This window comes from [Enterobacter] lignolyticus SCF1 (assembly GCF_000164865.1).
In the GTDB taxonomy this organism is placed as follows: domain Bacteria; phylum Pseudomonadota; class Gammaproteobacteria; order Enterobacterales; family Enterobacteriaceae; genus Enterobacter_B; species Enterobacter_B lignolyticus.
Window position 1 is genome coordinate 464,616 of sequence record NC_014618.1, and the last position, 22,340, is coordinate 486,955.

Annotated in this window: 20 protein-coding genes; 8 read left to right on the plus strand and 12 right to left on the minus strand. The window is 57.6% G+C overall.

The window, feature by feature from the left end; genetic code table 11:
• Positions 1-29: 29 nt before the first annotated feature.
• From ENTCL_RS22555 to acuI, 12 genes are all read right to left on the minus strand, one after another.
• The gene (locus ENTCL_RS22555) at positions 30-194 is read right to left on the minus strand and encodes a DUF2556 family protein (protein ID WP_013364479.1); all 165 of its coding nucleotides are present in this window, start codon (positions 192-194) and stop codon (positions 30-32) included.
• A gap of 142 nt (positions 195-336) precedes the next feature.
• On the minus strand, positions 337-633 hold the full coding sequence (fis, locus tag ENTCL_RS02250; RefSeq protein WP_000462905.1) for a DNA-binding transcriptional regulator Fis: 297 nt from the start codon (positions 631-633) through the stop codon (positions 337-339).
• 25 nt (positions 634-658) lie between these two features.
• Positions 659-1,624 carry a tRNA dihydrouridine synthase DusB gene (gene dusB, locus ENTCL_RS02255; protein WP_013364480.1) on the minus strand — a complete coding sequence of 322 codons (966 nt, stop codon included), beginning with the start codon at positions 1,622-1,624 and terminating at the stop codon, positions 659-661.
• A gap of 356 nt (positions 1,625-1,980) precedes the next feature.
• Entirely contained in the window at positions 1,981-2,862 is an 882-nt protein-coding gene (gene prmA, locus ENTCL_RS02260) for a 50S ribosomal protein L11 methyltransferase (RefSeq protein WP_013364481.1), read from the minus strand.
• 12 nt (positions 2,863-2,874) lie between these two features.
• A complete protein-coding gene (gene panF, locus ENTCL_RS02265; protein ID WP_013364482.1) occupies positions 2,875-4,326 on the minus strand; it encodes a sodium/pantothenate symporter in 1,452 nt (483 codons plus the stop codon).
• Complete coding sequence (locus ENTCL_RS02270) at positions 4,316-4,558, minus strand: YhdT family protein (RefSeq protein ID WP_013364483.1); 243 nt, start codon at positions 4,556-4,558, stop codon at positions 4,316-4,318. The genes panF and ENTCL_RS02270 overlap by 11 nt, the downstream gene beginning before the upstream one ends.
• Positions 4,559-4,660: 102 nt before the next feature.
• Positions 4,661-6,010, minus strand: coding sequence for an acetyl-CoA carboxylase biotin carboxylase subunit (accC, locus tag ENTCL_RS02275; RefSeq protein WP_013364484.1), 1,350 nt, complete (start codon positions 6,008-6,010; stop codon positions 4,661-4,663).
• Positions 6,011-6,020: 10 nt separating this feature from the next.
• Positions 6,021-6,488, minus strand: coding sequence for an acetyl-CoA carboxylase biotin carboxyl carrier protein (accB, locus tag ENTCL_RS02280; protein WP_013364485.1), 468 nt, complete (start codon positions 6,486-6,488; stop codon positions 6,021-6,023).
• A 22-nt stretch (positions 6,489-6,510) separates the two neighbouring features.
• Positions 6,511-6,963 (minus strand): type II 3-dehydroquinate dehydratase, encoded by a 453-nt coding sequence (gene aroQ / locus ENTCL_RS02285; protein WP_013364486.1) that lies wholly within the window; start codon positions 6,961-6,963, stop codon positions 6,511-6,513.
• A gap of 235 nt (positions 6,964-7,198) precedes the next feature.
• Positions 7,199-7,798 (minus strand): protein-methionine-sulfoxide reductase heme-binding subunit MsrQ, encoded by a 600-nt coding sequence (msrQ, locus tag ENTCL_RS02290; RefSeq protein ID WP_013364487.1) that lies wholly within the window; start codon positions 7,796-7,798, stop codon positions 7,199-7,201.
• Positions 7,799-8,800, minus strand: coding sequence for a protein-methionine-sulfoxide reductase catalytic subunit MsrP (gene msrP / locus ENTCL_RS02295; RefSeq protein ID WP_044611871.1), 1,002 nt, complete (start codon positions 8,798-8,800; stop codon positions 7,799-7,801).
• Between the two features lie 77 nt (positions 8,801-8,877).
• Positions 8,878-9,852: an acrylyl-CoA reductase (NADPH) gene (gene acuI / locus ENTCL_RS02300; protein WP_013364489.1), complete on the minus strand. Its 975-nt coding sequence runs from the start codon at positions 9,850-9,852 to the stop codon at positions 8,878-8,880.
• A 218-nt stretch (positions 9,853-10,070) separates the two neighbouring features.
• On the opposite strand from acuI, the gene csrD reads away from it, so the two are divergent.
• The 8 genes from csrD (at position 10,071) to tldD (ending at position 22,321) form a co-directional block, all read left to right on the plus strand.
• Positions 10,071-12,011, plus strand: a complete 1,941-nt coding sequence (gene csrD / locus ENTCL_RS02305; RefSeq protein ID WP_013364490.1) for an RNase E specificity factor CsrD — start codon at positions 10,071-10,073, stop codon at positions 12,009-12,011.
• Positions 12,012-12,304: 293 nt separating this feature from the next.
• A complete protein-coding gene (gene mreB, locus ENTCL_RS02310; protein ID WP_000913396.1) occupies positions 12,305-13,348 on the plus strand; it encodes a rod shape-determining protein MreB in 1,044 nt (347 codons plus the stop codon).
• A 69-nt stretch (positions 13,349-13,417) separates the two neighbouring features.
• On the plus strand, positions 13,418-14,395 hold the full coding sequence (gene mreC, locus ENTCL_RS02315; protein ID WP_013364491.1) for a rod shape-determining protein MreC: 978 nt from the start codon (positions 13,418-13,420) through the stop codon (positions 14,393-14,395).
• On the plus strand, positions 14,395-14,883 hold the full coding sequence (mreD, locus tag ENTCL_RS02320) for a rod shape-determining protein MreD (protein WP_013364492.1): 489 nt from the start codon (positions 14,395-14,397) through the stop codon (positions 14,881-14,883). The genes mreC and mreD overlap by 1 nt, the downstream gene beginning before the upstream one ends.
• Positions 14,884-14,898: 15 nt before the next feature.
• On the plus strand, positions 14,899-15,492 hold the full coding sequence (locus ENTCL_RS02325; RefSeq protein WP_013364493.1) for a Maf family protein: 594 nt from the start codon (positions 14,899-14,901) through the stop codon (positions 15,490-15,492).
• On the plus strand, positions 15,482-16,951 hold the full coding sequence (gene rng / locus ENTCL_RS02330; protein WP_013364494.1) for a ribonuclease G: 1,470 nt from the start codon (positions 15,482-15,484) through the stop codon (positions 16,949-16,951). Before ENTCL_RS02325 ends, rng begins: the two co-directional genes overlap by 11 nt.
• Positions 16,952-16,988: 37 nt before the next feature.
• A complete protein-coding gene (gene yhdP / locus ENTCL_RS02335) occupies positions 16,989-20,789 on the plus strand; it encodes an AsmA2 domain-containing protein YhdP (protein WP_013364495.1) in 3,801 nt (1,266 codons plus the stop codon).
• 86 nt (positions 20,790-20,875) lie between these two features.
• Positions 20,876-22,321 (plus strand): metalloprotease TldD, encoded by a 1,446-nt coding sequence (gene tldD / locus ENTCL_RS02340; RefSeq protein ID WP_013364496.1) that lies wholly within the window; start codon positions 20,876-20,878, stop codon positions 22,319-22,321.
• The last annotated feature ends 19 nt before the right edge of the window (positions 22,322-22,340 follow it).

Here is a 22,340-nt window from a genome sequence, read left to right on the forward strand (position 1 = left end):
TCTTCGCGCGGTAATACGACGTTACCGCGCTATTTGAGCTCGGCGCAGTTGACCAGCTTGAGCGGGTTGACGGAGTCCATGTTGCGGCACTTCTCGTAGTCGGTCGCCAGCAGCTCAATCCACTGCATGATGAGAGTGTCAAACAGGAACATAAACAGCGTGAAAACGATGAGCCACCCGTACTTACGGAGCATAACGGCACCTGATGATTGATTGCGTGAATGGCTGGCAATATACACGAAAACGGGGGCTGGCAAGAGAGGAGAGAGAGGCGGCGGTAATAAAAAAGGCGCTTCCCCATGCCGGTTAGCGCCTTTTTATCCGTCATAAACTGAATCAGTTCATGCCGTATTTTTTCAGTTTCTTACGCAGAGTACCGCGGTTGATGCCCATCATCAGGGCTGCGCGGGTCTGGTTACCACGGGTGTATTGCATCACCATGTCCAACAGGGGCTGTTCTACTTCAGCCAGTACCAGCTCATAGAGGTCATTAACGTCCTGACCATTCAGTTGAGCAAAATAGTTCTTCAGTGCCTGTTTTACCGAGTCACGCAGAGGTTTTTGAGTTACCTGGTCCTGAGAGTTAACGGTAGAAACGGTCAGTACGTCAGAATTTACGCGTTGTTCGAACATAGTTCTGTCAGCTCTTTATTTCTGTTTACGCAAAATTTTCGAAGTATGCCTCCAACGCCTCCAGCTGTTCGCTGGCGTCCTCAATGGCGTTGAATGTGCGCCGAAACTGGTCATCCGGAGCATGTTCCTGGAGATACCAGGAGACATGTTTTCGCGCGATTCGGTACCCTTTTGCCTGGCCATAAAAGTCATGCAATTCCCGAACATGTGCGCAAAGTAAGCGCTTCACCTCTGCCAGAGGCAGGGGAGGGAGCAGCTCTCCAGTGTCCAGATAATGCTGGATTTCCCGAAAGATCCAGGGTCTTCCCTGAGCAGCACGTCCTATCATCAGGGCATCCGCCCCCGTATAGTCCAGTACCGCTCTGGCTTTAAGCGGGTCAGTAATGTCGCCATTCGCGATAATCGGAATGGAAACTGTCTGCTTAACTGCCCGAATGCTGTCGTATTCAGCGTCTCCGTTAAACAAGCAGGCGCGAGTGCGTCCGTGAATAGTCAGAGCCTGAATGCCACAACCTTCAGCCAGCTTGGCAATCTCTACACAGTTACGGTGTTCCGGCGCCCAGCCAGTGCGAATCTTGAGAGTGACAGGAACGTCCACTGCCTTCACCACCGCGGTCAGGATCGACTCCACCAGACTCGGGTGTTGCAAAAGGGCTGAACCTGCAAGCTTGCGATTCACTTTCTTTGCCGGGCAACCCATATTGATATCAATAATTTGGGCGCCGCTTTCAACGTTAATACGCGCGGCTTCCGCCATCTCTTCAGGCACGCTACCGGCAATTTGCACGGTACGAATACCTGGTTCATCAACGTGCACCATCCGCAGACGGGACTTGTCGCTCTCCCACACCTGTGGGTTGGAGGACATCATCTCGGAAACGGTTAAACCGGCTCCCATCTCGTAGCACAGCGTCCTGAATGGTCTGTCTGTAATGCCAGCCATAGGTGCTGCGATCAGGCGATTTCTGAGCTGGTAGTGTCCGATGCGCATGAGTTAAGAAATGACCATACTGTGACTGCAAGGCGGCGTATATTACGCATTTTTTGCACGAGATGAAAGGCCAAACTTTGAGCAATCCCGTGTTGTAGATCAATGAATCGCCGGGAAAGGGAAATTCATATGGTAAATAATCATATTAATCATTAGGTTATTTTTTTATGATGGTTTTATGTCCAATTATAAAATCGTACAACTTCTCATTTTTTGTTGTTTCAGAAGTCGTTTATGTGGAATAAAACGCTGTTTTTGTGAGCAAAAAAGGGCATCGTAATGAGATGTGGCTCCCATTTTTGTCAATTATCCGGTAGGGGCAAAACGACATGCGGCCCGCAGGCCGCATGCGGAAATTACTTACGCTGACCCGTAATACGGCACCATTCTTCTTTTTCCACGACCGGGTCGAGGCGGAAGAGATCGGCGTACGCTTCGCACACGCTGTCGGCCTGGCTTGCAAGGATACCGGAAAGGCCCAGCAAACCGCCCTCAACGGGCAGCACGCTGATTAACGGCGCCAGCTCGCGTAAGGGGCCAGCCAGGATGTTGGCGACCACCACATCGGCTCTCATGGCCTCTGGCTGGTCCTTCGGCAGATACAGCTCCAGACGCTCAGAGACGCCATTACGCTCGGCGTTATCGCGGCTGGCCTGGATGGCCTGTGGATCGATATCGATCCCGATAGCCTTTGCCGCGCCAAGCTTCAGCGCGGCGATGGCGAGGATCCCGGATCCGCAGCCAAAATCGATCACCGTCTTGCCGTTCAGATCGAGGCCGTCCAGCCACTGCAGGCACAGCGACGTTGTCGGATGCGTGCCGGTGCCGAACGCCAGGCCCGGATCGAGCATGACGTTAACCGCATTCTTGTCCGGCACGTCGCGCCAGCTCGGGCAAATCCACAGGCGTTCGCCAAAGCGCATCGGGTGGAAGTTATCCATCCATTCGCGCTCCCAGTCTTTGTCTTCCAGCTGCTCGATCTTATGCACAAAACCTGCGCCAAGCAGCGGGTGATGCTCCAGGATCGCCACCACCTCTTTCATGTCGGTTTCAGCGTCAAACAGCCCGATGACGTCGGTATCGCCCCACAGGCGGGTTTCACCCGGCAACGGCTCAAATACGGGCGTATCGTGGGTATCCTGAAAAGTGATGGAAACGGCGCCCGCTTCCATTAGCGCATCGCTAAGCTCTTCAGCATTCGCACCCGTGGTATTCAGTTTCAGTTGGATCCATGGCATGGCAAAACTCTTTTAGTCATTAACAGTGATGCTGGCGGCCTGCGGTACGGGGTGACCGAAACGGTTCCCGATAACGAAAGCCAGCAAGCTAAGCAGTAACGATGGGACGATCGGATGAAAGCCCAGATACTGTATTTTCAGGGTGGCGAGCACGGCATACAGCACGCCGCCGACCAGCATGGCGCTGAGCGCCCCAGCGGCGTTGGCGCGCTCCCAGTACAGCCCGAGCACCAGCGGCCAGAGGAACACCGCTTCAAGCCCGCCGAAGGCCAGTAGATTCAGCCAGATTATCATTTCCGGCGGACGCCAGGCGGCCAGCATCATCAGCACGCCGATGACGAGCGTCGTGGCCGTTGAGATGCGCTTCAGACGCTGCTCATTATGCAGTTTAGCGGGATGCGCGCTGAGCCACAGGTCTTTGATGATGGTCGCGGACGCCTGCAGCAGATGCGCGTTCACGTTGGACATAATCGCCGCCATCGGCGCTGCGAGGAAAAGTCCCGCCGCCCACGGCGGCAGTACCTGCAGCATCAGGGTTGGGATGACCAGATCCGGAACCGTGAGGTCAGGAATCACGGCGCGGCCCAGGGCGCCGGCCAGATGCATCCCCAGCATCAGCAGCGACACCACGACGGTGCCGATAAGAATGCCGCGATGGACGGCCTTACTGTCTTTATAAGAGATACAGCGCACCGCCGTGTGCGGTAGCCCAATCACCCCGAAGCAGACCAGCACCCAGAAGGAGGTCATAAACGTCGGCGTCAGGATATTATCCGCCCCCTGCGGCGTCACCAGCTGGGGATTGATGTGCTGGAGCTTGTCTACGGCGCTGTGCAGGCCGCCTGCGGCATGAATGACGCCAACCAGCAGGACGATAGTCCCGACCAGCATTACCATCCCCTGCATGGTGTCGTTCAGCACGCTGGCGCGAAAACCGCCAAAGGCGGTATACAGCGCGATGGTGATCCCGAAGATGAGCAGCCCGGTCTCATAGTTGATCCCTGCGGCGGTCTCCAGCAGTCTGGCGCCGCCGATAAACTGCACCGCAATCGCGCCGACAAACGCGACCAGCAGGCTGATACTGGCGACCCACACCACCACGCGGCTCTGGTAGCGCGCCTGCAGCATATCGTTCAGCGTAATGGCGTTATAGCGACGGGCGAGGATGGCGAACTTCTTGCCCAGAATCCCCAGCGACAGCCAGATAGTCGGCACCTGGATCATGGCCAGCAACACCCATCCCAGGCCGTACTTATAGGCGGCGCCCGGCCCGCCGATAAACGAGCTGGCGCTGATATAGGTGGTGGTCAGGGTCATGGCGAGCACGAATCCGCCCATTGAGCGACTGCCGAGGAAGTATTCGCTCAGGAAGGTGCCGGTTCGACGCTGGCGCATGGCGTAAATGGAAAGGCCGAACACAACCAGCAGATAAATGATTAGCGCGGCGATAACTTCATGCTGCATCGTTATTCTCCAGGGAGATGTCGCGGAACACAAAACGCACCATCAGCCAGCATAGCAGGATGAATACCAGCGGGATCAGCAGGCAGGCAAGCTCGAACCAGTGCGGTAAACCGGTGATACCCTGCTGAGAATCAGGTAAGTAAGCAAACACTAACCATGCTGCAAGATAAAGAAGGGTTAGCCCCAGCGCCCAGCGTGCTTCTTTGTGGGCCTGAACAAAACGCTTGTCCATGGATATTCCCTAAGTGTCAAGAAAGCGGGGATTGTACCGCATGGGAAAAATACGGGCGAAAAAAAAGGCCGGTAGGCCGGCCTTTTTCTCTACGCGTCAGGATCACTTATCGTGAAGACCGAGTTTTTTCTCCAGATAGTGGATGTTAGTCCCACCATGCTGGAAGTTCTCGTCGTTCATGATGCGAGTCTGCAGATCAACGTTGGTTTTGATGCCGTCGATGATAAGCTCCTGCAGCGCGTTCTTCATGCGGGAGATAGCCACCTCGCGGGTTTCGCCGTAGCAAATCAGCTTGCCGATCATTGAGTCATAGTACGGCGGTACGGTGTAACCGGCGTAGATATGCGATTCCCAACGCACGCCAAAACCGCCAGGCGCGTGGAAGCGGGTGATTTTGCCCGGGCTCGGCAGGAAGGTGTTCGGGTCTTCGGCGTTGATACGGCACTCTACCGCATGGCCTTTAACCACCACGTCTTCCTGCTTGATGGACAGCGGCTGACCGGCCGCAATACGCAGCTGCTCTTTGATCAGGTCTACGCCGGTAATCATCTCGGTAACCGGGTGTTCAACCTGAATACGGGTGTTCATTTCAATGAAGTAGAACTCGCCGTTTTCGAACAGGAACTCGAAGGTGCCTGCGCCGCGGTAGCCGATATCAATACACGCTTTGGAGCAGCGCTCGCCGATGTAGCGGCGCAGTTCCGGGGTGATGCCCGGCGCCGGCGCTTCTTCGACCACTTTCTGGTGGCGGCGCTGCATGGAGCAGTCACGTTCAGCCAGGTAGATGGCGTGGCCCTGGCCGTCAGCCAGCACCTGAATCTCGATATGACGAGGATTTTCCAGGTATTTTTCCATGTATACCATATCGTTGCTGAACGCAGCTTTTGCTTCAGCTTTGGTCATGGAAATGGACTGCGCCAGCTCGGCATCGCTGCGTACAACGCGCATACCGCGACCGCCGCCGCCGCCGGACGCCTTGATGATAACCGGATAGCCGATGCGTTTGGCATGAGCGCGGTTAGCATCCATATCGTCGGTCAGCGGGCCGTCAGAGCCTGGTACGGTCGGAACGCCTGCTTTTTTCATCGCGGTGATCGCAGACACTTTGTCGCCCATCAGGCGGATGGTGTCGGCTTTCGGGCCGATGAAGATAAAGCCTGAACGTTCAACCTGCTCGGCAAAGTTGGCATTTTCGGACAGGAAGCCGTAACCCGGATGGATAGCGACTGCGCCGGTAATTTCAGCGGCGCTGATGATGGCCGGGATGTTCAGATAGCTTTTCACGGACGGAGCCGGGCCGATACAGACCGTCTCATCCGCCAGCAATACGTGTTTTAAATCGCGGTCCGCGCTTGAATGCACGGCGACGGTCTTGATGCCCAGCTCTTTACAGGCACGAAGAATACGCAATGCGATTTCGCCGCGGTTGGCGATAACAATTTTATCCAGCATGTACGCCTCGTTACTCGATGACGACCAGCGGCTCGTCAAATTCTACCGGTTGACCGCTTTCGACCAGGATGGCTTTCACCACGCCCGATTTGTCGGCTTCGATCTGGTTCATCATTTTCATCGCTTCAACGATGCACAGGGTATCGCCTGCATTCACTTTCTGGCCAACTTCCACAAACGCTTTCGCATCCGGGCTTGGCGTACGGTAGAAAGTACCAACCATCGGGGAACGTACGATGTGGCCACTGATTTCCGCTTTTACTGGCGCTTCAGCAACTGCTGCTGGCGCGGCGACGGCGGCCGGAGCCATCTGCGGCTGCATCATCGGCGCCGCATAAGCCTGCTGCATCATCGGGAAAGCGTTTGCTGCCGGCGCACGGCTAATACGTACAGACTCTTCGCCTTCAGAAATTTCCAGTTCAGCGATGCCTGATTCTTCAACCAGCTCGATCAGTTTTTTAATCTTACGAATATCCATGAGTGGGTTCCGTACTCTTTGTTTAGTGTGATTGTGACAGGCGTTTTACTGCCGTCTGTAAAGCGTATGAATAGCCGTCAGCGCCTAATCCGCAGATGACGCCAGCGGCGATGTCAGAGAGATATGAATGGTGCCGGAAAGGCTCCCGCGCGTGCACGTTGCTCAGGTGAATCTCGATAAACGGGATACTCACCGCCAGCAGCGCATCACGAATCGCCACGCTCGTGTGCGTAAACGCGGCCGGATTGATCAGGATATAGTCAATAACGTCTTTAGCCTGATGAATTCGGTCGATGATGACGTACTCAGCATTGGACTGCAAATGGTCGAGCGACACGTTCAGCGCGTCAGCTTCTGCCGTCAAACGGTTAACAATTTCCGTGAGCGTGAGGGTGCCGTACTTCTCCGGCTCGCGGGTTCCGAGCATATTCAGGTTCGGTCCGTTCAAAAGCAAAATGCGAAACTTGTCTGCCATTATGCAGCTATCTCCTGCAACTCTCCGGTAAAAAACAAAATATACCTTCGATACGCACTTGTCACCTTTTCAGAGGAGAAAATCCCCTGTCAGGAAAACCAAAGTCGCACATTATAACGATTTCGTAGCATTTGGCAGCTAAATACTGGTCTTATCAGGGAAGATAATCAACCGCCTGTCCGAAAAAGTTCAGCATCAGGCGGAAGATCTGCGGGAAATCGCACAGAATCGTGCATTAACGGAACCACTGGCGGAACTTCTTGTAGCGCCATCCCAACAGGATAACGGCAAGAAAGGCGTAGATGATAGGCTGCGGCGACAAAATTTTCACCGACCAGAGGTAGTGGATGGGGGCGAGGATCGCCACCAGATAGACGAAGTTATGCAGTTTCTGCCAGCGCGAGCCAAGTTTTCGCTGGGCAAGCTGAAGAGAGGTTGCCGCCAGCGCCAGCAGGATAACCCAGCTTATCAGCCCGAGCGTCAGGTAGGGGCGGTTGACCACCTCCTGCCCCAGCAGCCCCAGATTATGGATCCCCAGCTCGAGCAGCGCATAGCTGGTTAAATGCAGCGTCGCCCAGGCAAAGCACCATAGCCCCAGCAGGCGGCGGGTGCGGATTAGCAGCGGCTGTTTCGCGTAGCGCGCCAGTGGCGATACCAGCAGCGTCGCCAGCAGCAGTTTTAGCGCCATCCTGCCCGTAAAATGCTGGATGTCTTTTGCCGGATCGGCGCTGAAATAGCCCTGATAACCCGCCCAGAAGAGCCAAAGAAAAGGTAAAAATGCCGCTAAGTGCAGCGCGACCTTGAGCCAGACGACCTGTTTTGCCGTTAAACGCACTCAGAAATACTCCCGTAAATTCAGGCCGCGATACAGCGGCGCGACCTGCTCGGCATAACCGTTGTACAACAATGTCGGCTGGCGCTTGACGTCCAGCAGGCCGCCAGGACCGATAAAGCGCTCTGTCGCCTGCGACCAGCGTGGGTGATCGACGTGCGGGTTCACGTTGGCGTAAAACCCGTACTCGTTCGGCGCCGCCAGGTTCCAGGTGGTTGGCGGCAGTTCGCGGGTCAGCGTGATGCTGACAATCGACTTAATCCCCTTAAAGCCGTATTTCCACGGCACCGTCAGGCGGATGGGGGCGCCGTTTTGCGGCGGTAGCGCTTTGCCATAGACGCCGACGGTGAGCATCGTCAGGGGGTGCATGGCCTCATCAAGCCGCAGCCCTTCGACATAGGGATACTCCAGCCCGCCGCCGATGAAGCGGTCTTTCTGGCCCGGCATTTGTTCCGGCGCATAAATGGTTTTAAACGCCACGTATTTGGCATTGCTGGTGGGTTCGACCTGCGCCAGCAGCTTATGGAGGGGGAAACCTATCCATGGCACCACCATGGACCAGGCCTCGACGCAGCGCATCCGGTAAATGCGCTCTTCCAGCGGGAAACGTTTGGTGAGGGCATCGTGGTCGAGCGTCAGGGGTTTGGCGACTTCACCGTTAATCGTCAGCGTCCACGGGTCGGTTTTCAGGCTCCCGGCATTGGCCGCCGGGTCGGCCTTATCCAGACCAAACTCATAGTAGTTGTTGTACCCGGTCACTTTGTCTTCCGGCGTAAGCGTCAACGAGTTTTGCCATTCGGCGGGGCGCGTAAAATCGAGCGGTTTACCGGAGGGGGCCGGCGGGCGGTCGTGCCCTTTAAACCAGCTCAGTAAATCCGCCTGCGCGCTGGGCGACAGGCTCAACGCGGTGGCGCTGATCCCCAGCATTTTCAGCACCTGGCGGCGCTGCAACAAAAATACGGATTCCGCCGTTACATCGGCTTCCGTCAACTTTTTCGGCTTCATGGCGCCCTCCGTCATACGTTTTCCTAAGCATGACGGAGGGCGGTCATTTACGCGAATATGTCACGAAAATTTGAAGATTAGGCGATTTTTACCAACGTGCGGCCCTGGGTCTGGTTGTTCATGATGCGCGCGGCATACTCCGGCGCCTGCGCCAGCGTGATTTCGGTCGCGCTCTGGGTATAAAAAGAAGAAGGCAGATCCTGTACCAGGCGCTTCCATGCCCGTACGCGCAGCGCGGCAGGCGCCATCACCGAATCGACGCCCTGCAGACGCACATTACGCAAAATGAACGGCATCACCGTGGTCGGCAGCGCAAAACCGCCTGCCAGGCCGCAGGCGGCAACGCAGCCGCCGTAGTTCATTTGCGCCAGAACTTTCGCCAGCACCTTATCGCCCACGGTATCAACCGCACCGGCCCACAGCTGTTTTTCCAGCGGACGAGTTTCGGCGAACTCTTCGCGGCCAAGGATCCGGTTTGCGCCCAGCTGGCGCAGGTAGTCATGGGTGCTTTCGCGACCGGAAACGGCGACGACCTGATAACCCAGCTTATGCAGGATAGCCACCGCCGCGCTGCCGACGCCGCCGCTGGCGCCGGTCACCACGATTTCACCGTCCTGCGGACGAATACCGGCATCCTCCAGCGCCATCACGCACAGCATGGCGGTAAAGCCTGCGGTGCCGATAATCATCGCCTGGCGGCTGCTTAGCCCTTCAGGTTGGGCTACCAGCCATTCGCCCCTGACGCGGGCGCGCTGAGCCAGTCCGCCCCAGTGGTTTTCCCCAACGCCCCAGCCGGTCAACACGACCTGCTGGCCGGCATGAAAACGCGGATCTTCACTGCTGTGCACAATACCTGCGAAGTCGATGCCGGGCACCATCGGAAAGCTGCGGATAATTTTACCCTTGCCGGTGATCGCCAGCGCATCCTTATAATTCAGGCTGGACCACTGGATGTCGACCATCACATCGCCCTGCGGCAGCTGGTCATCCGTGATGGATTGCACCGACGCCTGGGTTTTACCGTCCTGCTGTTCCAAGATTAATGCTTGCATAGCCCTTCCTCAGTTGAACAACGATTGGAAAATAATTTCTGATGACTATACTCGCTAACGAAAAGTTGATGCCGACTTATCGCAATAAATTGCCAGATCTACTCTCTCTGGTAGTATGCTGAGTTCTTCAGGAAAGTTAGTGCTTACTCATTTTTTGCGTCAATGCGGGCGCCGGATGCGAGTCCGGGATGTTTTTAACCAACGGAGTTAATACAGGGATGCGATTAACGACGAAATTTTCAGCCTTTATGACGTTGCTGACCGGTCTGGCTATCTTTGTCACGCTTATCGGCAGTTCATTGAGCTTTTATAACGGTATTCAGTACAAGCTAGAGTACCGCGTCCGCGCCGTTGCGACCGTTATCGATTCCCGTCTGTTGACCACCTCTTTTGATAAGATAGACAACCAGCTGGACGAGCTGCTGGTGCCGGTTGACATCGTCCGTATGGATGCTGTCGTCAACGACAAAACCGTATTCAGCCATTCGCGCGCCAGCAGCTATCGGCCGATGGGCAGCAGCTACCAATACCGTGAAGTCTCCGTCCCGTTGATAAAACACCCTGGTATGACCCTTCATATGGTGTATCAGGATCCGATGGTGAACTACTTTCATTCGTTGTTAACCACCGCGCCGTTAACGGTCGCTATCGGCTTTATGGTGCTGGTGATCTTCTTTTCCGTACGCTGGCTGCGTAACCAGCTTTCCGGCCAGGAGCTGCTGGAGCTGCGCTCAACGCGCATTCTTAACGGTGAACGCGGCAGCCAGGTGCGGGGCAACGTGCATGAGTGGCCGGCCCGTACCAGCAGCGCGCTGGATGCCCTGTTGTCTGAAATTCAGTTCGCCAGCGAACAGCGCAGCCGCATGGACACGCTGATTCGCTCCTACGCCGCGCAGGACACCAAAACCGGCCTGAACAACCGCGCGTTCTTCGATAACCAGCTGGCGACCTTGCTTGAGGACCAGGAAAAAGTCGGCGCGCACGGCATTGTGATGCTGATTCGCCTGCCGGAGTTTGATCTGGTCCGCGACAACTGGGGGCGGGCGGCCGCGGAAGAACACTTCTTTACCATTATTAATCTGCTCTCGACCTTTATGATGCGCTATCCCGGCGCGCTGCTGGCGCGTTACCACCGCAGCGACTTCGCGGTATTGCTGCCGCATCGCACCTTAAAAGAGGCCGACAGCATCGCGGGCCAGCTGCTTAAAGCGCTGGATGCGCTGCCGGCCAGTAAAATTCTCGACAGCGACGACATGATGCACATCGGCGTCTGCGCCTGGCGCAGCGGGCAGACTCCGCTGCAGGTTATGGAGCATGCCGAAGCCGCTGTACGTAACGCGGTCCTGCAGGGCAGCAACAGCTGGGCCGTATACGACGACACCCTGCCCGAGAAAGGGCGCGGCAACGTGCGCTGGCGCACGCTTATCGAACAGATGCTCAGCCGCGGCGGTCCGCGTTTTTATCAGAAGCCCGCCGTCATGCGCGACGGATACGTCCACCATCGCGAGCTGATGTGCCGCCTTTTTGACGGTAAAGAAGAGGTCAGCGCGGCGGAGTATATGCCGATGGTGCTGGAGTTCGGTCTGGCCGAAGAGTATGACCGCTTGCAGATAACCAGGCTCCTGCCGTTCCTGACGTTCTGGCCGGAGGAGACCCTCGCGCTACAGGTCACGGCAGAGGCGTTGATTCGCCCTCGCTTCCAGCGCTGGCTGCGTGATACGTTAATGCAGTGTGAAAAAGCGCAGCGTAAACGGATTATTTTTGAACTTGCAGAGGCCGATGTTTGTCAACATATCAGCCGTTTGCAGCCCGTGATGCGTTTAGTCAATGCGTTAGGGGTGAGAGTTGCGGTGATCCAGGCGGGTTTCACGCTGGTCGGGACGGGCTGGATCAAGCAGTTGACGGTGGAGATCATCAAGCTCCATCCGGGGATCGTGCGTAATATTGAGAAACGTAGTGAAAACCAGCTGCTGGTGCAAAGCCTGGTCGAGGCCTGCAAAGGCACCCCGACCCGGGTATTCGCCACCGGTTTACGTAGTCGAAACGAATGGCAGGTGCTTGCTGAGTGTGGTGTCTCTGGTGGTCAGGGCGAATTTTTTGCCGCGTCACAACCACTTGACACGAACGTGAAAAAATATTCGCAAAGATACTCTGTTTGACCTGCCGTTTAGCGTGAATTCACGTAGAATAACGCGCGCTGTTTCTCCGGGGATATGCATGTCTGCCCGTCCGGTGATTCGAGCGAAATGACGGTGATCGTCCTTTGACAGGTTGCAATGTCAGCGAGGAGCGCTGCGATCCTGAGGATATCGGATCGAATTTGTAACAAAGGAAACGAACTGCACTAATTTTCACCGTAGCAGATGATTTTTGCGCCTTGTCGCTGCTGCGTGTGGTTGGTAAAGTAAGCGGATTTTGTTTTCCGCCCCAGCTTTCAGGATTATCCCTTAGTATGTTGAAAAAATTTCGTGGCATGTTTTCCAATGACCTGTCCATTGACCTGGGTACCGCGAATACCCTCATTTATGTGAAAGGACAAGGCATCGTACTGAATGAGCCTTCTGTTGTGGCCATTCGCCAGGATCGTGCCGGTTCGCCGAAAAGCGTGGCAGCGGTCGGTCATGATGCTAAACAGATGCTCGGCCGTACACCGGGTAATATCGCAGCGATTCGCCCGATGAAGGACGGCGTTATCGCTGACTTCTTCGTCACGGAGAAAATGCTGCAGCACTTCATTAAGCAGGTGCACAGCAACAGCTTCATGCGCCCAAGCCCGCGCGTACTGGTTTGTGTGCCGGTTGGCGCCACCCAGGTTGAACGTCGCGCGATCCGTGAATCCGCTCAGGGCGCTGGCGCTCGTGAGGTTTTCCTGATTGAAGAACCGATGGCGGCAGCTATCGGCGCCGGCCTGCCGGTGTCTGAAGCGACCGGCTCTATGGTGGTGGATATCGGTGGCGGTACCACTGAGGTGGCGGTTATCTCCCTGAACGGCGTGGTGTACTCCTCTTCTGTCCGTATCGGCGGCGACCGTTTCGACGAAGCCATCATCAATTACGTTCGTCGTAACTACGGCTCCCTGATCGGTGAAGCGACCGCTGAGCGTATCAAGCACGAAATCGGTTCTGCTTACCCGGGCGACGAAGTGCGCGAAATCGAAGTTCGCGGCCGTAACCTGGCTGAGGGCGTGCCGCGCGGCTTCACCCTGAACTCGAACGAAATTCTGGAAGCGCTGCAGGAGCCGCTGACCGGTATCGTGAGCGCGGTGATGGTGGCGCTGGAGCAGTGCCCGCCGGAACTGGCTTCCGATATTTCCGAGCGCGGTATGGTTCTGACCGGTGGTGGTGCGCTGCTGCGTAACCTCGACCGCCTGTTAATGGAAGAGACAGGAATTCCTGTCGTAGTTGCAGAAGATCCACTGACCTGTGTCGCGCGTGGCGGCGGCAAGGCGCTGGAAATGATCGACATGCACGGCGGCGACTTGTTCAGCGAAGAGTAGTCAGCCTGAAGTCTGGGGTAACGATGCCGTTGCCCCTTGATTTCACTGACACGAGAATACGCATAGCCTATGAAGCCCATTTTTAGCCGTGGCCCGTCGCTACAGATTCGCCTTATTCTGGCGGTGCTGGTGGCGCTCGGCGTCATTATCGCCGACAGCCGCCTCGGTACGTTCAGCCAGATCCGAACGTACATGGATACCGCCGTCAGTCCTTTCTACTTTGTTTCTAACGGTCCCCGTGAATTACTGGACAGCATCTCGCAAACGCTCGCCTCTCGCGATCGGCTGGAGCTGGAAAACCGTGCGCTGCGCCAGGAACTGCTGCTGAAAAACAGCGATCTCCTGATGCTGGGGCAGTACAAGCAGGAGAACGCCCGCCTGCGCGAGCTTTTAGGTTCGCCGCTGCGTCAGGACGAGCAGAAAATGGTCACCCAGGTGATTTCAACCGTTAACGATCCCTATAGCGATCAGGTTGTTATCGACAAGGGAAGCGTGAACGGCGTTTACGAAGGCCAGCCGGTGATCAGCGACAAAGGCGTCGTCGGTCAGGTGGTCGCCGTAGCAAAACTGACCAGCCGCGTGCTGCTGATTTGCGATGCCACCCATGCGCTGCCGATTCAGGTGCTGCGTAACGATATCCGCGTAATTGCGGCGGGTAACGGCTGCACGGACGATCTGCAGCTTGAGCATCTGCCAGCCAACACCGATATTCGCGTCGGCGATGTGCTGGTGACCTCCGGCCTTGGCGGTCGCTTCCCGGAAGGCTACCCGGTTGCGGTGGTCTCCTCCGTGAAGCTGGATACCCAGCGCGCTTACACCGTGATTCAGGCGCGTCCGACGGCGGGGCTGCAGCGCCTGCGCTATCTGCTGCTGCTGTGGGGCGCCGATCGCAACGGCAGCAACCCCATGACGCCGGAAGAGGTTCACCGTGTGGCAAACGAGCGCCTGATGCAGATGATGCCGCAGGTATTGCCGCCGGCTGACACCATGGGGCCTCCGGCGCCTGCGACCGGAATGTCGCAACCTCCTTCCCCAGGAGGGCAATAGTGTCGAGCTACCGTAGCCAGGGACGTTGGGTCATCTGGCTTTCGTTTCTGATAGCACTTTTGCTGCAAGTTATGCCCTGGCCGGATACGCTGATCGTATTCCGGCCAAACTGGGTGTTGTTGATCCTGCTTTACTGGATTCTGGCGCTGCCGCATCGGGTCAATGTCGGCACGGGTTTTATCATGGGTGCCATACTGGATCTGATCAGTGGCTCAACGCTGGGCGTCCGCGCCCTGTCGCTTAGCATCATTGCGTATCTGGTCGCGCTTAAGTATCAGCTGTTCCGCAACCTGGCGCTGTGGCAGCAGGCTCTGGTGGTCATGCTGCTGTCGCTGGCGGTGGATGTCGTTGTTTTCTGGGCAGAGTTTTTAGTGATCAACGTCTCTTTCCGACCGGAAGTGTTCTGGAGTAGTGTAGTTAACGGCGTACTCTGGCCCTGGCTGTTCCTGCTGATGCGTAAAATTCGCCAGCAATTCGCGGTGCAATAAGCAATAAAGGTTTCTATGACTATGCTGTATCTTGCTTCCGGCTCTCCCCGTCGTCAGGAGTTGCTGACCCAACTGGGCGTCACCTTTGAACGTCTGGTGCCCGGTATTGAAGAACAACGCCAGCCGCAGGAAAGCGCGCCGCACTACGTTGCCCGACTGGCGCGTGAGAAAGCGCAGGCGGGCGTCGCGCTGGCCGCGCGCGACCTGCCGGTGCTGGGAGCGGATACGATAGTCGTGCTGAACGGCGAAGTGCTGGAAAAGCCGCGTGACGCGGCGCATGCCGCGGCAATGCTGCGCCAGCTTTCCGGGCAAACGCATCAGGTAATGACGGCGGTGGCGCTGGCCGACAGGCAGCAGGTCATCGACTGCCTGGTGATGACAGACGTGACGTTCAGAGTATTGTCAGACGAGGAGATCGCCGGCTATATCGCCAGCGGTGAACCTATGGATAAAGCAGGTGCATACGGTATTCAAGGGCTGGGTGGCTGTTTTGTCAGGAAGATAAATGGCAGCTATCACGCCGTAGTCGGCTTACCGCTGGTGGAAACGTATGAGTTGCTCGGTAACTTTAACTCACTGCGTGAGCAAAGGGATAAACATGACGGCTGAATTATTAGTAAATATCACGCCATCGGAGACGCGCGTGGCGTACATCGACGGTGGCATTCTGCAGGAAATCCATATTGAGCGCGAAGCGCGGCGCGGAATAGTAGGCAATATCTACAAGGGTCGCGTAAGCCGTGTCCTACCGGGTATGCAGGCGGCTTTTGTAGATATTGGTCTGGATAAGGCCGCGTTCCTCCACGCCTCGGACATCATGCCGCATACCGAATGCGTTGCCGGCGAAGAGCAAAAGCAGTTCGCGGTCCGCGACATTTCCGAACTGGTGCGCCAGGGGCAGGATCTCATGGTGCAGGTGGTGAAAGACCCCCTCGGCACGAAAGGCGCGCGCCTGACGACCGACATTACCCTGCCGTCACGCTATCTGGTGTTTATGCCCGGCGCCTCGCACGTTGGGGTCTCCCAGCGCATTGAGAGCGAAGCCGAGCGCGAGCGTCTGAAAAAAGTGGTCACCGACTACTGCGATGAGCAGGGCGGCTTTATTATCCGTACCGCGGCGGAAGGGGTGTGCGAAGAGGATTTAGCCTCCGATGCCGCCTATCTTAAGCGGGTATGGACCAAGGTCATGGAGAGGAAAAAACGCCATCAGACCCGCTACCAGCTGTACGGCGAGCTGGCGCTGGCGCAGCGCGTGCTGCGCGATTTTGCCGACGCGCAGCTTGACCGCATCCGCGTAGACTCCCGCCTGACGTTCGACGCGCTGCTCGAGTTTACCGCCGAGTACATCCCGGAGATGACCAGCAAGCTGGAGCACTACAGCGGGCGTCAGCCGATTTTCGATCTCTACGATGTCGAAAATGAAATTCAGCGCGCGCTGGAGCGCAAGGTCGAGCTGAAGTCCGGCGGCTATTTGATCATCGATCAAACCGAAGCGATGACCACCATCGACATCAACACCGGGGCGTTCGTCGGCCACCGTAACCTTGACGACACGATTTTCAATACCAATATCGAAGCGACGCAGGCCATTGCGCGCCAGCTTCGCCTGCGCAATCTTGGCGGCATCATCATCATCGACTTTATTGACATGAGCAATGAAGATCACCGTCGTCGCGTGCTGCACTCACTGGAACAGGCGCTGAGCAAAGATCGCGTGAAAACCAGCATTAACGGCTTCTCGCAGCTGGGGCTGGTGGAAATGACCCGCAAGCGCACCCGCGAGAGCGTGGAACATGTGCTGTGTAACGAATGTCCAACCTGCCATGGCCGCGGGACGGTGAAAACGGTCGAAACGGTCTGCTACGAAATTATGCGCGAGATTGTTCGCGTACATCATGCCTATGATTCCGACCGCTTCCTGGTCTATGCGTCTCCGGCGGTTGCAGAAACCCTGAAAGGGGAAGAGTCCCACGCGCTGGCGGAAGTTGAGATTTTCGTCGGCAAACAGGTCAAAGTACAAATTGAGCCGCTCTATAATCAGGAGCAGTTTGACGTAGTAATGATGTAAGTACGCTGCTTGCCGTTCGGTTAACAAGGAGAGATGCGTGAGGCGTTTGCCGGGGATTATTCTGCTCACCGTTGCAACACTGATTGTCGCCGTCGCGCTGCTGGTGAGTGGCCTGCGTCTCGTTTTGCCGCATCTGAACGACTGGCGCCCGCAGCTGCTGGCGAAAATTTCGCAGGCCACCGGCCACCGGGTGGAGGCGTCTGAGCTTACGGCAAACTGGCAAAACTTTGGGCCGACGCTCGACGTTCGCGACATCAAAACCGAGCTTAATGACGGCGGCACGCTCTCGGCGCGGCGCGTGACGCTGGCGCTGGACGTCTGGCAAAGCCTCCTGCATATGCGCTGGCAGTTCCGCCAGCTCACCTTCTGGCAGCTGCAGATTCGCACCAACACGCCGCTGCAGCGCAATACCGAAGGCGAACCGCTGAAAACCGATCGCATCGGCGATCTCTTTTTACGCCAGTTCGACCATTTCACCCTGCGTGACAGCCACCTGAGCTTCCTGACCCTTTCCGGGCAGCGGGCCGAACTGTCGATCCCACAGCTCACCTGGGTTAACGGTAAAAACCGTCACCGGGCCGAGGGCGAGCTCAGCCTGTCGAGTCTGACCGGGCAGCACGGCGTGATGAAGGTGCGCATGGATCTGCGCGATGAAAACGGTCTGCTGAACGAAGGGCGCGTCTGGCTGCAGGCCGATGATATCGACGTGAAGCCCTGGCTTGGCCGCTGGATGCAGGACAATATCGCGCTGACGTCGGCGCGGTTCAGCCTTGAGGGCTGGATGACGCTGGATAAAGGCGATATCGCCAGCGGCGACGTCTGGCTGAAGCAGGGCGGCGCCAGCTGGAAAGGCGACAAACGCACCCACGATCTTGTTGTCGATAACCTGACGGCCCATGTCTCCAGCGAGCAGGGCGGCTGGCAGTTCCGCATTCCGGATACCCGCATCGCGATTGACGGCAAACGCTGGCCGCAGGGCGCGCTGACCCTGGCCTGGTTCCCGAATCAGGCGGTGGGCGGTAAAGACCGCGCGCGAAGCGACGAGCTGCGTATTCGCGCCAGCAACCTTGAGCTGGGCGATATGACCGGCCTGCTGCCGATTGCGGCGAAGCTTTCGCCGTCGCTTGGCGATATCTGGCAAACGATGCAGCCCAGCGGGCAGATTGACACGCTGGCGCTGGATATTCCGCTAAGCGCAACCGAGAAAACCCGTTTTCAGGCCGCGTGGAGCAACCTGGCATGGAAGCAGTGGAAGCTGCTGCCGGGCGTGGAGCATCTTTCCGGGCGCGCGCAAGGCAGCGTTGAAAACGGCGCGCTGAACCTGACGGTGGCGCAGGCTAAAATGCCGTACGAAACCGTATTCCGCGCGCCGCTGGAGGTTGCCAAAGGCGTGGCCAACCTGCAGTGGGTGAAGAACGAAAAGGGTTTTATGCTCGATGGCCGCGATATTGACGTCCAGGCGACCGGCGTACGCGCGCACGGCGGGTTCCGCTGGCTGCAGCCGGAGGGCGACGAGCCCTGGCTTGGCATCCTGGCCGGTATCAGCACCAACGACGGCGGTCAGGCCTGGCGCTACTTCCCGGAAAACTTGATGGGCAAGGCGCTGGTGGATTACCTCAGCGGCGCCATTCAGGGCGGGCAGGCGGAAAACGCCACGCTGGTGTACGGCGGTAACCCGCATCTGTTCCCGTATAAGCACAACGAAGGGCAGTTTCAGGTGTGGGTGCCGCTGCATAAGGCGACCTTTGCTTTCCAGCCCGACTGGCCTGCGCTGACGAACCTGGACATCAACCTCAACTTCCTTAACGACGGTCTGTGGATGCAGTCGGATAAGGTGGGGCTTGGCGGCGTCACGGCATCGAACCTGACGGCGAACATTCCCGATTATGCCGACGAAAAGCTGCTGATTGATGCGGATATCAACGGTCCGGGTAAGGCCGTCGGTCCGTACTTTAACGAGACGCCGCTAAAGGATTCGCTCGGCGCAACGCTTGATGAGCTTCAGCTGAGTGGCGATGTGAATGCTCGCTTACACCTTGATATCCCGCTCAATGGCAAAAAGGTGCTGGCCACGGGCGATGTCCGCCTGAAGGACAACGATCTGTTTATCAAGCCGCTGAACAGCACCTTAAAGAACCTGCGCGGCCAGTTCAGCTTTGCCAATGGCGATTTGAAAAGCGGGCCGCTGACGGCGAACTGGTTTAATCAGCCGCTGAACGTCGGTTTCACCACGACCGAAGGCGCGAAGTCCTATCAGGTATCGGTGAATATGGACGCCGACTGGCAGCCCGCGCGCACCGGTCTGCTGCCGAAGGCGATGGACGATACCCTTAGCGGCAGCGTGCCGTGGCAGGGAAATGTCGCTATCGATCTGCCGTACCACGGCAGCGTGAACTACAAGGTCGCGCTCACCGGCGATCTGAAAAATGTAAGCAGTCGCTTACCGGCTCCGGCAGACAAAACCGCGGGTAAACCGCTGCCGATGAAAATTAACGTCGACGGCGGTCTGAATCAATTTGATCTGACGGGCAATATCGGCGGCAATAACCACATCAACAGCCGCTGGCTGCTGAATAAGAAGCTGACGCTGGATCGCGCCATCTGGGCGTCGGACAGCCGCAGCGTACCGCCGCTGCCGGATGCGGCGGGCGTTGAGCTGAATTTGCCGCCGATGGACGGCGCGCAGTGGCTGGCGCTCTTCCGCCAGGGGGCGGCAGACACCGTCAGCGGCGCCGCGGTCTTCCCTGAACAGGTGACGCTGCGTACACCGGCGCTGACGATGGCGGGACAGCAGTGGAACAACCTGAGCATCGTCTCGCAGCCGCAGGCGAACGGCACCCGGGTGGAGGCCCAGGGACGTGAAATCAACGCCACGCTGGCCATTCGCAATAACGCGCCGTGGCAGGCGACGATTCGTTATCTCTACTACAACCCGTCGGCGGTGTCGTCGAACAACCTGACGGCGGTAGATGCCGCGCCCGGCGATAAGCGAATTAGCTTCCGCGGCTGGCCCGATCTGCAGCTGCGCTGCGCCGAATGCTGGCTGTGGGGACAGAAATATGGCCGCATCGACGGGGATTTCGCGGTAAAAGGCGACACGCTTTCGCTGTCCAACGGTTTGATCGATACCGGTTTTTCTCGCCTGACGTCCGACGGTGAATGGGTGAACGCGCCGGGCGGCGAGCGGACGTCGCTCAAGGGCCGGGTAAAAGGTAAAAACCTGAATACGGCGGCTGATTTCTTCGGCGTTTCCACCCCGATTCGCGGCTCATCGTTTGATGTGGACTACGATTTGCACTGGCGCGCCTCGCCATGGAAACCGGATGTCGCGTCACTGAACGGCATCCTGAAAACCACGCTGGGGAAAGGCGAGTTTACCGATATCAGCACCGGCCACGCGGGTCAGCTGCTGCGCCTGCTGAGCGTGGATGCTCTGCTGCGCAAACTGCGTTTTGATTTCAGCGATACCTTCAGCGAAGGCTTCTGGTTTGACTCCATTCACAGCACCGCGTGGATCAAAGACGGCGTGCTGAATACGGACGATACCCTGGTGGACGGTCTGGAAGCGGATATTGCAATGAAAGGCTCCGTTGACCTCGTTCGCCGCCGGCTTGATATGGAGGCGATCGTTGCGCCGGAAATCTCCGCCACGGTGGGGGTCGCTACGGCGTTTGCCATTAACCCGATCGTCGGCGCGGCGGTCTTTGCCGCCAGTAAGGTGCTGGGGCCGCTATGGAGCAAAGTCTCCATTCTTCGCTACCGCATTGTCGGCCCAATCGATCAGCCGCAGATCAACGAGGTGCTGCGTCAGGCGCGAAGCGACAACAAAAAGCAATGATTTGACGGGCGTAGTAAATTACCCCACTCTCAATAGATAAAACTGATTTTCCGCCCTGTTAGCGGTCACCGAAGAGTAGCAAAACGATGAGTCTGAACCTGGTAAGTGAACATCTGCTGTCGGCAAACGGCCTGAGTCATCAGGACCTGTTTGCCATACTTGGCCAACTGGCTGAGCGCCGTCTTGATTATGGCGATCTCTATTTCCAGTCGAGTTATCACGAATCCTGGGTGTTAGAAGACAGCATCATTAAAGACGGTTCGTACAATATTGACCAGGGCGTCGGCGTTCGTGCGGTCAGCGGCGAGAAAACCGGTTTTGCCTACGCCGACCAGATAAGCCTGCTGGCGCTGGAGCAGAGCGCGCAGGCGGCGCGGACCATCGTGCGCGACAGCGGCGACGGGAAGGTGAAAACCCTGGGCGCCGTGGCCCATTCGCCGCTCTATACCAGTATCGACCCGCTACAGAGCATGAGCCGTGAAGAGAAGCTGGACATCCTGCGTCGGGTGGATAAAACCGCTCGCGCCGCCGATAAGCGCGTGCAGGAAGTCACCGCCAGCCTGACCGGCGTCTATGAGCTGATTCTGGTGGCCGCCACGGACGGTACGCTGGCGGCGGACGTTCGTCCGCTGGTGCGTCTGTCCGTCAGCGTGCAGGTGGAAGAGGACGGCAAGCGCGAGCGCGGCTCCAGCGGCGGCGGCGGACGCTTCGGCTACGACTATTTCCTGGCCGACCTCGATGGCGAGGTGCGGGCGGACGCCTGGGCGAAAGAGGCGGTGCGTATGGCGCTGGTTAACCTCTCCGCCGTGGCGGCGCCTGCGGGTACGCTGCCGGTCGTGCTGGGCGCGGGCTGGCCGGGCGTGCTGCTGCATGAGGCGGTAGGGCACGGTCTGGAAGGCGACTTCAACCGCCGCGGCACCTCGGTCTTCAGCGGGCAGATGGGACAGCTGGTGGCCTCTGAGCTGTGCACCGTCGTGGACGACGGTACGATCGCCGATCGTCGTGGCTCTGTGGCCATTGATGACGAAGGTACGCCGGGGCAGTACAACGTGCTTATCGAAAACGGCGTACTGAAAGGATATATGCAGGACAAGCTCAATGCGCGCCTGATGGGGGTTAACCCAACCGGCAACGGGCGGCGTGAATCGTATGCGCATTTGCCGATGCCGCGCATGACCAACACCTATATGCTGGCGGGCAAGTCCACGCCGCAGGAAATCATTGAATCCGTAGACTATGGGATTTATGCGCCGAACTTCGGCGGCGGCCAGGTCGATATCACCTCCGGTAAGTTTGTTTTCTCGACCTCCGAAGCGTACCTGATTGAAAAAGGCAAAGTGACCAAAGCGGTGAAAGGCGCAACGCTTATCGGCTCCGGCATTGAGGCGATGCAGCAGATCTCGATGGTCGGCAACGACCTGAAGCTCGATAACGGCGTCGGCGTCTGCGGCAAAGAGGGCCAAAGCCTGCCGGTCGGCGTAGGGCAGCCCACGCTTAAGGTGGACAACCTCACGGTAGGCGGAACCGCCTGACGGCGATAATGCCCGCGTT

Coding starts and splice junctions, on each gene's coding strand:
- rng (WP_013364494.1), top strand. CDS start 15,482: ATGACGGCTGAATTATTAGTAAATATCACGCCATCGGAGACGCGCGTG.
- msrP (WP_044611871.1), bottom strand. CDS start 8,800: ATGAAGCCGAAAAAGTTGACGGAAGCCGATGTAACGGCGGAATCCGTA.
- acuI (WP_013364489.1), bottom strand. CDS start 9,852: ATGCAAGCATTAATCTTGGAACAGCAGGACGGTAAAACCCAGGCGTCG.
- accC (WP_013364484.1), bottom strand. CDS start 6,010: ATGCTGGATAAAATTGTTATCGCCAACCGCGGCGAAATCGCATTGCGT.
- accB (WP_013364485.1), bottom strand. CDS start 6,488: ATGGATATTCGTAAGATTAAAAAACTGATCGAGCTGGTTGAAGAATCA.
- tldD (WP_013364496.1), top strand. CDS start 20,876: ATGAGTCTGAACCTGGTAAGTGAACATCTGCTGTCGGCAAACGGCCTG.
- csrD (WP_013364490.1), top strand. CDS start 10,071: ATGCGATTAACGACGAAATTTTCAGCCTTTATGACGTTGCTGACCGGT.
- fis (WP_000462905.1), bottom strand. CDS start 633: ATGTTCGAACAACGCGTAAATTCTGACGTACTGACCGTTTCTACCGTT.
- mreB (WP_000913396.1), top strand. CDS start 12,305: ATGTTGAAAAAATTTCGTGGCATGTTTTCCAATGACCTGTCCATTGAC.
- ENTCL_RS22555 (WP_013364479.1), bottom strand. CDS start 194: ATGCTCCGTAAGTACGGGTGGCTCATCGTTTTCACGCTGTTTATGTTC.
- aroQ (WP_013364486.1), bottom strand. CDS start 6,963: ATGGCAGACAAGTTTCGCATTTTGCTTTTGAACGGACCGAACCTGAAT.
- prmA (WP_013364481.1), bottom strand. CDS start 2,862: ATGCCATGGATCCAACTGAAACTGAATACCACGGGTGCGAATGCTGAA.
- mreC (WP_013364491.1), top strand. CDS start 13,418: ATGAAGCCCATTTTTAGCCGTGGCCCGTCGCTACAGATTCGCCTTATT.
- ENTCL_RS02270 (WP_013364483.1), bottom strand. CDS start 4,558: ATGGACAAGCGTTTTGTTCAGGCCCACAAAGAAGCACGCTGGGCGCTG.
- dusB (WP_013364480.1), bottom strand. CDS start 1,624: ATGCGCATCGGACACTACCAGCTCAGAAATCGCCTGATCGCAGCACCT.
- ENTCL_RS02325 (WP_013364493.1), top strand. CDS start 14,899: ATGACTATGCTGTATCTTGCTTCCGGCTCTCCCCGTCGTCAGGAGTTG.
- panF (WP_013364482.1), bottom strand. CDS start 4,326: ATGCAGCATGAAGTTATCGCCGCGCTAATCATTTATCTGCTGGTTGTG.